Source organism: Marinobacter sp. 3-2, assembly GCF_003751355.1.
GTDB lineage: Bacteria > Pseudomonadota > Gammaproteobacteria > Pseudomonadales > Oleiphilaceae > Marinobacter > Marinobacter adhaerens.
In genome coordinates this window covers 275,578-287,461 of record NZ_RJUQ01000013.1, presented here as the reverse complement: position 1 = coordinate 287,461, position 11,884 = coordinate 275,578, and the positions used below count along the sequence as shown (strand labels likewise).

General features: G+C 58.4%; 11 protein-coding genes. 8 read left to right on the top strand and 3 right to left on the bottom strand.

Annotated elements, in window-relative coordinates; all coding sequences use genetic code 11:
• Positions 1–2: 2 nt before the first annotated feature.
• From EDB94_RS08730 to EDB94_RS08720, 3 genes are all read left to right on the top strand, one after another.
• A complete protein-coding gene (locus EDB94_RS08730; RefSeq protein WP_108018118.1) occupies positions 3–770 on the top strand; it encodes an SDR family NAD(P)-dependent oxidoreductase in 768 nt (255 codons plus the stop codon).
• 151 nt (positions 771–921) lie between these two features.
• Positions 922–1,986, top strand: coding sequence for a phosphotransferase (locus EDB94_RS08725; RefSeq protein ID WP_108018551.1), 1,065 nt, complete (start codon positions 922–924; stop codon positions 1,984–1,986).
• Between the two features lie 30 nt (positions 1,987–2,016).
• On the top strand, positions 2,017–3,681 hold the full coding sequence (locus EDB94_RS08720) for a long-chain fatty acid--CoA ligase (protein WP_108018117.1): 1,665 nt from the start codon (positions 2,017–2,019) through the stop codon (positions 3,679–3,681).
• A 20-nt stretch (positions 3,682–3,701) separates the two neighbouring features.
• On the opposite strand, the gene EDB94_RS08715 is transcribed toward EDB94_RS08720, so the two are convergent.
• The 3 genes from EDB94_RS08715 to EDB94_RS08705 form a co-directional block, all read right to left on the bottom strand.
• Positions 3,702–4,112 carry a helix-turn-helix domain-containing protein gene (locus EDB94_RS08715; protein ID WP_081449856.1) on the bottom strand — a complete coding sequence of 137 codons (411 nt, stop codon included), beginning with the start codon at positions 4,110–4,112 and terminating at the stop codon, positions 3,702–3,704.
• Positions 4,113–4,409: 297 nt separating this feature from the next.
• On the bottom strand, positions 4,410–5,546 hold the full coding sequence (locus tag EDB94_RS08710; RefSeq protein WP_108018116.1) for an acyl-CoA dehydrogenase family protein: 1,137 nt from the start codon (positions 5,544–5,546) through the stop codon (positions 4,410–4,412).
• A 10-nt stretch (positions 5,547–5,556) separates the two neighbouring features.
• Positions 5,557–6,753, bottom strand: a complete 1,197-nt coding sequence (locus EDB94_RS08705) for an acyl-CoA dehydrogenase family protein (protein WP_108018115.1) — start codon at positions 6,751–6,753, stop codon at positions 5,557–5,559.
• 286 nt (positions 6,754–7,039) lie between these two features.
• On the opposite strand from EDB94_RS08705, the gene EDB94_RS08700 reads away from it, so the two are divergent.
• The 5 genes from EDB94_RS08700 to oadA all read left to right on the top strand — a co-directional run bounded on the left by EDB94_RS08700 (position 7,040) and on the right by oadA (position 11,832).
• Entirely contained in the window at positions 7,040–7,366 is a 327-nt protein-coding gene (locus EDB94_RS08700; RefSeq protein ID WP_041645919.1) for a hypothetical protein, read from the top strand.
• A gap of 72 nt (positions 7,367–7,438) precedes the next feature.
• A complete protein-coding gene (locus EDB94_RS08695; RefSeq protein WP_014579051.1) occupies positions 7,439–8,038 on the top strand; it encodes a hypothetical protein in 600 nt (199 codons plus the stop codon).
• A 158-nt stretch (positions 8,039–8,196) separates the two neighbouring features.
• The gene (locus EDB94_RS20600) at positions 8,197–8,508 is read left to right on the top strand and encodes a hypothetical protein (protein WP_146162202.1); all 312 of its coding nucleotides are present in this window, start codon (positions 8,197–8,199) and stop codon (positions 8,506–8,508) included.
• A gap of 81 nt (positions 8,509–8,589) precedes the next feature.
• The gene (locus tag EDB94_RS08690; protein WP_108018114.1) at positions 8,590–10,011 is read left to right on the top strand and encodes an acetyl-CoA carboxylase biotin carboxylase subunit; all 1,422 of its coding nucleotides are present in this window, start codon (positions 8,590–8,592) and stop codon (positions 10,009–10,011) included.
• Positions 10,012–10,032: 21 nt separating this feature from the next.
• Positions 10,033–11,832: a sodium-extruding oxaloacetate decarboxylase subunit alpha gene (gene oadA / locus EDB94_RS08685; protein WP_108018113.1), complete on the top strand. Its 1,800-nt coding sequence runs from the start codon at positions 10,033–10,035 to the stop codon at positions 11,830–11,832.
• Positions 11,833–11,884 lie beyond the last annotated feature (52 nt).

The window sequence follows — 11,884 nt, the reverse complement described above, 5'->3', positions numbered from 1 at the left end:
CGATGAACAATTCACTGTTTGATATGACCGGCAAAGTCGCGGTGATTACCGGTTCCACCAAAGGCATCGGCCGCGCCATCGCCGGGGAAATGGCCGTGTGCGGCGCAAAAGTGGTTATCTCCAGCCGAAAGGCCGAGGCCTGTGAGCAGGTGGCGGAGGAACTCAAGGCCCAGGGCTTCGAGGCCATGGCCGTTCCCTGTCACGTGGGCAGGAAAGAAGACCTGCAGAACCTGGTAGAGAAGACCAACGAAGCCTGGGGCAGCATCGATGTACTGGTGTGCAACGCCGCCACCAACCCGGTCTACGGACCCACGGCAGAAATGACCGACGACGCCTGGGACAAGATCATGGACACCAACGTCAAAAGCACCTTCTGGCTGACCAACATGGTGCTGCCACAAATGGCGGAAAAAGGCGAGGGTGCGGTCGTTCTGCTCTCCAGCATTGCAGGCCTTCGAGGCAACACGGTGATCGGCACCTACGGCGTCTCCAAAGCCGCCGAAGCCGCTCTGGCTCGCAACCTGGCGGTGGAATGGGGCCCAAAAGGTATCCGGATCAACAGCATTGCTCCTGGCCTGATCAAAACCGACTTTGCCAAAGCGCTCTGGGACGACCCGGTTCGTGCGAAGCAGGCGGAAGACAAAACTCCGCTACGCAGGATTGGTGATCCGGTCGATATCGCTGGACTGGCGGTATTTTTGTCCACCAGGGCCAGCGCCTATATCACCGGTCAGGTAATCGTCGCTGATGGCGGAGAAACCATTTGTTAGGGCAAGCCCAACGAAGGTATGCCGAGGCCGGTGGGTTGGGGTGGTCTTTCTGCAGGAAAAAAGATGTCTGAGCGAAGCGAGTTACTTTTTCCGGAAGAAAGATCACCCCTGCCCGCCGGCCGCTGCCCCAAAAACGAAGGCCATTGATGTTATGACAACAAGACCAGAGCTGGTAGATGTTCTCCCGGCCCACAAGTTCGACGAGCCCCGGCTCTTGGCCTGGCTACAGAAGTCGCTGCCGGAATTTGGTAGTCGAATGGAGGTCAGGCAATTCCAGGGTGGCCAGTCCAACCCCACGTTCCTGCTGGAAACCGACAGCGGACGCTATGTTCTGCGCAAAAAGCCGCCGGGGAAAACCTTGCCGTCAGCTCACATGGTCGAGCGGGAATACAAGGTCATGCACGCTCTGGGCGAACACACAGACATGCCGGTGCCCAACGTTCGGGTGCTGTGTGAAGACACCGAGGTGATCGGCACACCGTTTTACGTGATGGACTATCTGGACGGGCGCATCATCACCCATTCAGCGTTGCGGGATCTGAACTACCACGATCGGCTGCCGGCGTATTACTCTGCCATCGATACTCTTGCGGCGCTGCATTCAGTGGACGTGACCGCCGTTGGCCTGGGCGACTACGGAAGGCCGGAAGGCTACGTGGCGCGTCAGGTAGCGCGCTGGAGCAAACAGTACCTGGCCTCGAAAACCGATGACCTGCCCGCCATGGACAAACTGATGGCGTGGTTGCCGGAACACCTCCCGGCGAAGGATGAAACTGCCATCGCCCACGGAGATTACCGCTTCGGCAACCTGATGCTGGCACCGGACCGACCGGCGGTGATCGCCATTCTGGACTGGGAGCTGTCCACCCTGGGTCATCCCCTGGCAGATCTGGCCTATTTTTGCCTGCCCTTTTACCTGCCCGCCGACATGGCGGGTATGCGCGGATTACAGGGTGAAAACCTTGAGGCGCTGGGCCTTCCGGACGAGCAGGCCATTATCCGCCGCTACTGCGAGAAGACGGGACGGGAAGGCATTGAAGACTGGCATGTGTATCTGGCGTTTTCGTTGTTCCGCCTCGCGGCGATTTTGCAGGGCGTCTACAAGCGGGCGCTGGATGGCAATGCCGCAAACGCCAACGCCCTGGAAGTTGGCAAGCGGGCGAGCCTGCTGGCGGACACCGGGTGGAAGATTGCCTGCGAAGGTGCGACGTCCTGAGATATCAGATTTACCCTGGAGAATAACAAGATGTTTGATCGTCACTACAAGGTCTGGCCCAAAGAACTGCCGAAAACCATGACGCTTCCGAAAACCAGTGTTTACACCAACCTGGAGATTTCGGCGCGGCGCTACCCAGACCATACCGCCATTATTTTCTACGATGCGCCGATCACCTACCGGCGTCTCAATGAGGAAGTCGAGACGTTGGCGGGTTACCTGCAGGCGCAGGGCGTGAAGAAAGGGGACCGGGTGCTGCTGTACATGCAGAACTCTCCCCAGTATGTGATCTCCTACTACGCCATCCTGCGGGCCGATGCCGTGGTGATACCGGTGAATCCGATGAACCGCTCGGCGGAACTCGAGCACTTTATTGCCGATACCGGAGCCACGGTTTGTCTGGCGGGGCAGGAACTGGCGGGCTTTATTGCGCCCATGATCGGCGACAGCAATCTTGACCAGGTGGTGGTGGCTTCCTACAGCACCTACATTGATCCCGAGACAGATCTGGACCTTCCTGCGGAAGTGGCGGCGCCGGTCTGGTCGCGGGACCTGCCTGGCGTTGTTACCTGGGAAGTGGCCATGGCGGCCGGATACGCACCGGGCCCTCACACGGCCACGCCGGATGACCTGGCGGTGATTCCCTACAGTTCCGGCACAACCGGTGCGCCGAAAGGCTGTATGCACACCCACCGGTCGGTGATGGCCACGGCTATCCACCGGATATTCTGGAACCTGACCACGCCGGACAGCGTCCAGCTCGCCACCCTGCCATTTTTCCACGTTACCGGCATGACGGGTTCGATGAATGGCCCCATAGCAGCCGGCGCGGCCTCCGTGATCATGACGCGTTGGGACCGAACCACCGCATCACGGCTGATCGAACGCTACAAAGTGACCGGCTGGACCAACATCGTCACCATGGCGGTGGATTTTCTCTCAAACCCCGATATTGGCCAATACGATCTGAGCAGCCTCAACATGATTGGCGGCGGCGGGGCCACCATGCCTTCTGCCGTGGCCGAAAAGCTCAAGCGGATGACCGGGCTGGACTACATCGAGGGCTACGGCCTCTCGGAAACCATGGCAGCCACGCATATTAATCCCAATGCCCACCCCAAATCCCAGTGCCTGGGCATTCCCGTTTTCGATGTCGATAGCCGGATTATTGATGTCGATACGCTGGAGGAGAAAGGTCCGGGCGAGATCGGGGAGATTGTTTCCTGTGGGCCCCAGGTAACCAGGGGGTACTGGAACCGGCCGTCGGAAACCGAGGCGGCGTTTGTGGAAATCGACGGCAAGCAATTCTTCCGGACCGGCGATCTGGGCTATTACGACGAAGACGGCTATTTCTTCATGGTTGATCGCGTCAAGCGGATGATCAACGCCTCGGGCTACAAGGTATGGCCATCAGAAGTTGAAGGGATGATGTACCGGCATCCGGCGATACACGAGGTCTGCATCATTTCCGCGCCGGACCCCAAGCGGGGTGAGACGGTGAAGGCTTGCATTGTTCTGACGCCGGAAGCCGAGGGCCAGACCTCGGCTGAGGACATCATTGCCTGGTGCAAGGAACAGATGGCGACCTACAAGGTGCCGACCATGATCGACTTTGTAGACCAGTTGCCGAAGTCACCCACGGGCAAGCTGATGTGGCGGGCCTTGCAGGAGGAGGAATGGAAGGAAAAGAGCTGACTGATCTGGTTGTAAGTCACTCAGCCTGAGGGTTGTTCCTCATCACTTTCCGTTGCATTGGAGCGGGCGCTATCGGCCGGTAACGGGTCCCGGTTAACATACACCGAGCCCATAGGCTGAGAAGCCCGGCGCTGGAGCAGTTGCGCAAACTCCAGCAGCAGCTGCCTATCCTGTTCGAGCAGCGAAATGAACGTTGCGTTCAGGGCGACCTGCTCGGAATCCAGTTGCTTCTTCTCGGCAACCGAGAAAATGTCGGTGAGTGACAGGCTTAACGCTTGGGCGAGGCGGTAGAGCAGCTCAAGGCTTGGCCTTGCCTGGTCCCGTTCAATGCGGGAAAGGTTACCGACATGAGAGTCGCAACGCTCTGCCAGATCCGCAAGCGTCATTCCCCGCTCTTTTCTCAAACGCCTGATTGCCTGACCTAAACTCATCGTGTGCCTCGGTTTCCAAGACAATGATATTACAGAGAAAATTCCAAACAGACAAAGTTTCTAAATGCACATAAAATCGCTTATAAATAAGCTTTCAAGGCATTAATTCGGTCTGCTCGGTCTCAATGAGTGGTCAGTTATTATCCTATTCCTATCGCTTCAGGTTGTAACCTGTTTTCCTCGTCTCTCAAGAATAGGGGGGCAGGAGGATCAGCCTCCCGCCGTTTGCTGTCTGGTCAACGGGGGAGGCAGATCGGTTTGTGGGGCCCGGATCTCCGCTTCGTGGCGGTATCCGTTTTACTTTAACAACGCTGCATAACGCTCAAGATGGAAGTCGTCGTCGCCGAGCTGATGATTGATCATCACCAGGCGCTTGGCATAGTGGGCGAAGTTGTACTCCCAGGTCATGCCGATACCGCCATGGGACTGGATGCCCTGTTCAGAGATGAACTGGCCGCTGCGGCCGATCACGTTCTTGGCGGCAGCGAGAATCCGGCGCCGTTCGTCGCTCTGGGGCTCGTCGGCAACACTCGCGGCCAGGATGGCCATGGAGCGGGCCTGTTCCAGCTCGGACATCATGTCGACCATCCGGTGCTGTAGCACCTGGAATTTGCCGATGGGCACGCCAAATTGCTTCCGCTGCTTGAGATACTCCAGAGTGAGGTCGCAGGCCACTTCCATGGCGCCCACGGCTTCGCCGCACAGCGCGGAAATAGCGCGCCCACTCTGGTATTCGATGACTTCGGCCGCCTTGCCTTCGTCTCCGAGCAGGGCGTCGGGGCCCAGTTGGACATTGTTCAGGAACAGGTCACAGCCTTTGGAGCCATCAATCGTCGGGTAGGTCCGGCGCTCCACGCCTTCCGCGTCAGCCGGAATCAGGAACAGGCTGATGCCTTCGGCATCGCGGCTGTCGCCGGAGGTTCGGGCCGACACCACCAGCACGTCGGCACAATGCCCGCCAATCACCACCGCCTTGCGGCCATTCAGCACGTAACCGTCATCAGACTTCTCGGCCCGGGTGTCGACGTCGTTCAGGTTGTAGAAGCTCTGAGGCTCTTGCAGCCCGACAGCCGCTCGAATCTCGCCGCTGGCAATGCCACCAAGCCACTGTTCCTGCTGGGCGCTGTTGCCGGCCTGGCTGATAAGCCCGCCACCCAGAACGACCGATTGCAGGTAGGGCTCTACGCAAAGGCCGCGTCCCAGTTCGGTCATCACGCTCTGCACTTCAACGCCAGTTCCGCCAAAGCCCCCGAGTTCTTCCGGGAATGGCACGGCCGTCAGTCCCAGCTCACCCAGCTGTTTCCAGAAATCCGCGCTGAAGCCCAGCTCGGATTCACTGTACTCCAGGCGCTTTTCAAAACTGTACTCACCGCGCACCAGGCGGGCCACGGTGTCCTGCAGCATCTGCTGCTCTTCGTTCAGTCGGAAATCCATGGTCGCCTCCTTAAAGCCCGAGTATCATTTTCGACACGATGTTCTTCTGGATCTCGTTGGACCCGCCGAAAATCGACAATTTGCGGTTATTAAAGTACTGGGGCGCTACCGGAGCGGCGTTCTCGTCCGACAGGAAGTCGCCGTCATAGTCTAGATCCAGTTCTTCTTCCACGAAGGGGATGGCGTAGGGGCCAATTGCCCGGCGGGCCAGATCATTGATGGTCTGTCGGATTTCGGTGCCGCGGACCTTCAGCATGGAGCTTTCCGCTCCCGGCATGCCGCCGCCCTCCACGGATGCGATGATGCGCAGATTGCTGATTGCCGCGGCCATCAGATCAATCTCGACCTGGGCAATACGCTGGCCAAACGACGCATCCTCAATCAGTGGACGACCGTTCTTTACCCGCCGGGTGGCCAGTTCCTTCAGGTGCTGCAGTGCAGCCTTGGAAATGCCAATGCCTGCCAGACCGGTGCGTTCGTAGGTCAGCAGATATTTGGCGTAGGTCCAGCCCTTGTCTTCCTCGCCCACCAGGTTCTCTGCTGGCACTTTCACGTCTTCGAAGAACACCTCATTCACTTCGTGCTCACCATCCAGGGTAATGATGGGACGCACGGTAATGCCCTGGGTGTCCATGTCGATCAGCAGGAACGAGATGCCTTCCTGGGCCTTCACTTCGGTGTTGGTGCGCACGAGGCAGAAAATCATGTTGGCGTGCTGGCCCAGGGTGGTCCAGGTTTTCTGGCCATTAACAATATAATAGTCGCCGTCGCGGACGGCCCGGGTCTTGAGCGAGGCCAGGTCTGAACCGGCGCCCGGCTCGGAATAGCCCTGGCACCACCAGTCTTCTCCGCTCAGGATTCTTGGCAGGTATCTCTGCTTCTGCTCTTCGGTGCCAAACTTGATAATGACCGGCGCCACCATGTTGACGCCGAAAGGCACGGAACGCGGCGCGCCATAGCGAGAGGATTCTTCATCCCAGATGTGTTTCTGGACCGGGCTCCAGTTCACTCCGCCGTATTCTTGCGGCCAGTGGGTGGCGTACCAGCCCTGTTCGCTGAGAATCTTCTGCCAGCGCTGGTGGTCTTCCTTGGACAGCCGGCGGAACCCCTTGACCTTGGCGGCAATATCCCCGGGCAGCTTTTTATCCAGGAACGCGCGGACCTCATCACGGAAGGCGAGCTCCTCGGTGGTGTAATTCAAGTTCATGAATAGCCTCTCTTGCTGGAAAGCGAAAACATATACCGCATAGCAGAATATCCCCATATTCGAAGAAAAGGTGGGTATATGTCAATAAAAATGCAAAAGCGTGTACCGCTAGGCGAAATCAAAAAGCTTGAAAGTGGAGGAACGTTCGAACGTTGCCGAAGGAGTTTTTCCCGGAACCCGGCATTACATTGCGCAGTTTTAACCCGGTTTGGAGCTTGCATTGGGCACAAAAGCCTATATGGTTGTAAAAGGCGAGTCGTTCAGCTAACAACAGCAGACACCGAATATGCCGAGTTATTCCATTAACAGAAGCACCCTGCAATTCAGCCTCATGGCAGTGCTGATCACAGGCCTGTTTGTGGTGTTTCTCAATGGCTCGTCCCACCCGGCACTGGATCCTCAACTAGACGATCACCTGACGCCCACGCTGATCTCGGTTGACGGGACCGGCGACCCCTCGTCGCCGGATGCATCTGTTTCGATCACCTCACCCCTTCTGTTCCCCGGGGGGGATTTCCGGGCTGTCTTCTCGGCCAGTCTCGATTTCATTCAGCCACCGCTCCGGCTGCTTAGCTACCCGGTGCTGCCCCAGGGCCCGCCCAGCCTCGTTTAACTCTGACCATTACGGATTTGTCCCTGTGTACACAGGGAACTCCAACCTGAATTCAGATTCACGAGGTTTACCATGAACAGTGTATTCAACGCATTGCCAGTACAGGATCTGGGACGCACCGGCGCGTTACCCACCGCCAAACCCCTGTCTCATATAGGAAGCGAGGATTCGGCAGTCCACCTGCTGACAGACTTCTCCGAGCAGCGCCTGTCCGTTTTGAGTTCCGATATGTCCGTTTCGGAGGCGAGGTTGTGGATGAGACTTGCCGATACGTCTTTCAAGGTGGTGGAAAACCAGGCGGGGGATTGTCTGGGCATTCTGGCCATCGAAGATGTGAACGGCGAGAAGGCCATGAGTGTAGCCCATCGACAGGGAGTGCCCCTCAAGGACGTTCGGGTCCGCGATATCATGCGCCCGATAAGTGAGCTGCCGGCTATCCATTATCAGGATTTGCGCGCGGCAACCGTGGGCGACCTGGTTAGCACATTCCGTGAGGTTCATGAAGGCTATCTGCTTGTGCTGGATGACGACCGGCATCAGCCTTCCCGTTCCTATCTCCGGGGACTGGTCTGTGCGGAAGAGCTTCTGCAGCGGCTGGACCTGGCGATCGATCTGGAGCATCGGGCAACCAAGTTCTATGAGATCGTCCACGTGGTGAAAGGCGGCTTCTAGTCTGGCAGCTGCCATCGGCGCTCCCCGGGGCGCCGATGATTCCCGTGGAACCGGGAAAGCATCGAAAAAAACGATGTTTATTACCCAGAAAACCGTATTGAACCGATGCCGTAATCACGTGACACTCTCTACGACTTTAGTCACATCAAAGGACGCCCATGCAGGACGCCCAACAAAAATGCCGGACGCAGGCGTTAAGCCTCTTCATAATTCTGGCATTGGGCCTGGTTTCATTGCCTACCCATTCTTCGGACTCTGCGCCAACCCCCCTGTCCTGTGATGCGGCTTTCTGCCCGTTATTGTCGGATGTGACAAGCGACGGTGGTCAGGAGGGAGGGCTTTCCCATGGCAACCGCATGCGGGATTTCAGTCTTCACCCGGCCGGTGTCCTTCCGGGCATCAGGGGCTATTCGGGCGTGGTGCATTGCGCCAGCTTTCCGGTCCTGCCGCAGGCGCCACCTGGCATCTGAGCTTTTGCTGACTGAAGGGCGTGCCTGCCCTTCGAACCAACCTTTCGATTTAAACGACTTCCATCACCTGGAGGATTTTCCATGGCTATTCGGAAGCTGCTGATCGCCAATCGCGGAGAGATTGCGGTCAGGATTGCCCGGGCCTGCAGCGAACTGGGCATCCGCTCGGTCGCTATTCATTCGGAGGCTGACGAGTACTCCCTGCACGTCAAAAAAGCCGACGAAGCTTATCAGATCAGCAAGGACCCCCTGTCGGGATACCTGAACCCCCACCATATTGTGAATATGGCGGTGGAAACCGGCTGCGATGCACTGCACCCCGGCTATGGTTTCCTGTCGGAGAATGCGGAACTGGCTGCGATTTGTGAGCAGCGAGGTATTACGTTCGTCGGACCGTCGGCGAATGCTATTTCATCCATGGGCGACAAAACCAAGGCCCGCCAGACGGCCCTTGCCGCGGGTGTCCCGGTAACGCCGGGTTCTGAAGGCAACCTTGCCGATGTCGAGGATGCCGTCGCCCAGGCCGCCGATATCGGCTATCCGGTGATGCTGAAGGCCACCTCCGGTGGGGGTGGGCGAGGCATTCGCCGGTGCGATAATGAAAAAGAGCTTCGCCAGAACTTCGAGCGGGTAATCTCCGAGGCCACCAAAGCCTTTGGCAGTGCCGAGGTGTTCCTTGAGAAGTGCATCATCGAACCCCGTCACATCGAGGTCCAGATTCTTGCCGATACCCATGGCAACGTTGTCCATCTGTACGAGCGGGATTGCTCTATCCAGCGCCGCAACCAGAAACTGATTGAGCTGGCGCCGTCGCCGCAGCTTGAGGAAAGTCAGCGCGAATACATCGGCGATCTGGCCAAACGGGTGGCGAAGCAGTGTGGTTACGTAAATGCCGGCACTGTCGAGTTCCTGCTGGACCACGATGGCAGCTTTTACTTCATGGAAATGAATACCCGGGTTCAGGTTGAGCACACAATCACCGAGGAAATCACCGGGGTGGATATCATCAAGGCGCAGATACGGATCGCTGCCGGCAAACCACTGGGCCTCAAGCAGGAAGACATCTCCTACCGGGGCTTTGCTGCCCAGTTCCGCATCAACGCCGAAGATCCGAAGAACGGCTTTCTGCCGAGTTTCGGCCGCATCAGCCGCTACTATTCCGCCGGCGGTCCGGGCGTGCGCACCGATGCCAATATGTATACCGGTTACGAGATTCCCCCGTATTACGACTCCATGTGCGCCAAGCTGATTGTCTGGGCCATGGACTGGGACGAGCTGATTGCCCGCTCCCGCCGTGCTCTCGGCGATATGGGCATTTACGGCGTCCAGACCACCATCCCCTATTACAAGCAGATTCTCGAGCACCCGGATTTCCAGGCCGCTGACTTCAATACCGGCTTTGTGGAACGTAACCCCCAATTGCTTGAGTACAGCAGCAAAACCCGCCCGGAATCCATCGCCACAGCCATTGCCGCAGCCATTGCGGCGCAGGCGGGCCTGTAAAAGAACATCGGAGAGATCCCAATGACCAAGCGCAAGATTCATATTACCGACGTTATTCTCAGGGACGCCCACCAGTCTCTGATCGCCACCCGGATGCGCACGGAAGACATGCTTCCGGCCTGCGAGTGGCTGGACCAGGCCGGCTACTGGTCCCTGGAGTGCTGGGGGGGTGCCACGTTTGACGCCTGTGTGCGTTTCCTGAAGGAAGATCCCTGGGAGCGCCTGCGGACCCTGAGAAAGGCCCTGCCCAATACCCGCCTGCAGATGTTGCTGCGCGGCCAGAACCTGCTGGGCTATCGCCATTATGGCGATGACGTGGTTGAGGCATTCGTGGCCAAGGCTGCCGAAAATGGCATGGATGTGTTCCGCATTTTTGATGCTCTGAACGATGTGCGCAATCTCGAAACCAGCATCAAGGCGGTCAAGAAGGCTGGCAAGCATGCACAGGGCACCATCTGCTACACCGTGAGTCCGGTACATGGCACTGATGCCTATCTGGAGCAGGCCAAGGCCATGGCTGACATGGGCGCGGACAGCATCGCGATCAAGGACATGGCAGGGCTGCTGACGCCGGCGGTAACCGCTGAGCTGGTCGGTAAGCTGAAGCAGACCCTCAATCTGCCCGTTTTCCTGCACTCCCACGCCACCTCGGGCATGGCGCCCATGTGTCAGTGGGCGGCCATGGAAGCAGGCGTTGACCATATTGATACCGCGCTGTCGGCCTTTGCCGGCGGCACCAGCCATCCGCCCACGGAATCACTGGTGGCCGCGCTGCACGATGCCGGTCTGGAGACCGGGCTGAACCTGGAACTGCTGGACAAGGCCACACGCCATTTCCGGGAAGTGCGCAAGAAGTATCACCAGTTCGAGAGCGCCTATAACGGTGTTGATACCTCGGTGCTCCTGTCCCAGGTGCCCGGTGGCATGATGTCCAATCTTGCCAACCAATTGAAGGAACAGGGCGCGCTGGATCGCATCCAGGACGTGTTCGAGGAAATTCCGCGGGTTCGCAAGGATCTTGGTTACCCACCGCTGGTAACACCCACCTCCCAGATCGTGGGTACCCAGGCGGTGATCAACGTGCTTGCCGGCAAGCGCTACGAGTCCATTACGAACGAGGTGAAGAAGTACCTTCAGGGCTGGTATGGCAAGGCGCCGGCTGCGGTTGATAAATCGCTTCAGCAGCGCGCCGTCGGCAAGGAGGATCTGATTGAAGAACGCCCCGCTAACCTGATCCCCCGTGAACTCGACGAGTTGCGCAAACAGGTGGGCGAACTGGCCACCAGCGAAGAGGATGTGCTCACGTACGCCATGTTCCCGGATCAGGCCAAGGCGTATCTTGAGCAGCGGCGTGACGGCACTCTGCAGCCAGAGCCCCTGGAGCCCATTCCCACCGGTGCTTCGGGCGGCTCGGTCTCCAGCAAATTCAAGATCACGGTTCATGGTGAGAGCTACGATATCCACGTCACCGGCGCCAACCCCTCCGGTGAGAATGAGCGTCGTTTCTACATGACCGTCGATGGGGTGCCGGAGGAAATCCACCTGGCTTCGCTGGGCGAAGACGGCGAGGGTGCGCGGTCCAGTGGTGGCCGGGCCACCGCCACCAAGGAAGGTCATGTGACCACAAGCATGCCCGGCAACATCGTGGATGTGCTGGTGAAGGAAGGTGACGAGGTTCAGGCCGGCGATCCGGTGCTGATCATCGAGGCCATGAAGATGGAAACCGAAGTAAAGGCGACCACGGCCGGAAAGGTTTCCGGCGTGTTTATTGCCAAGGGTGATCGTGTGGTGCCCGGAGAAGTTCTGGTCGAGATCGAATAGGTTCGCCAGAGCGTGATGCAGAACGGCCCCTCATCTTGAGGGGCCGTTTTCG

Coding starts and splice junctions, on each gene's coding strand:
- EDB94_RS08725 (WP_108018551.1), top strand. CDS start 922: ATGACAACAAGACCAGAGCTGGTAGATGTTCTCCCGGCCCACAAGTTC.
- EDB94_RS08710 (WP_108018116.1), bottom strand. CDS start 5,546: ATGGATTTCCGACTGAACGAAGAGCAGCAGATGCTGCAGGACACCGTG.
- EDB94_RS08700 (WP_041645919.1), top strand. CDS start 7,040: ATGCCGAGTTATTCCATTAACAGAAGCACCCTGCAATTCAGCCTCATG.
- oadA (WP_108018113.1), top strand. CDS start 10,033: ATGACCAAGCGCAAGATTCATATTACCGACGTTATTCTCAGGGACGCC.
- EDB94_RS08695 (WP_014579051.1), top strand. CDS start 7,439: ATGAACAGTGTATTCAACGCATTGCCAGTACAGGATCTGGGACGCACC.
- EDB94_RS08705 (WP_108018115.1), bottom strand. CDS start 6,753: ATGAACTTGAATTACACCACCGAGGAGCTCGCCTTCCGTGATGAGGTC.
- EDB94_RS08690 (WP_108018114.1), top strand. CDS start 8,590: ATGGCTATTCGGAAGCTGCTGATCGCCAATCGCGGAGAGATTGCGGTC.
- EDB94_RS08715 (WP_081449856.1), bottom strand. CDS start 4,112: ATGAGTTTAGGTCAGGCAATCAGGCGTTTGAGAAAAGAGCGGGGAATG.
- EDB94_RS08730 (WP_108018118.1), top strand. CDS start 3: ATGAACAATTCACTGTTTGATATGACCGGCAAAGTCGCGGTGATTACC.
- EDB94_RS20600 (WP_146162202.1), top strand. CDS start 8,197: ATGCAGGACGCCCAACAAAAATGCCGGACGCAGGCGTTAAGCCTCTTC.
- EDB94_RS08720 (WP_108018117.1), top strand. CDS start 2,017: ATGTTTGATCGTCACTACAAGGTCTGGCCCAAAGAACTGCCGAAAACC.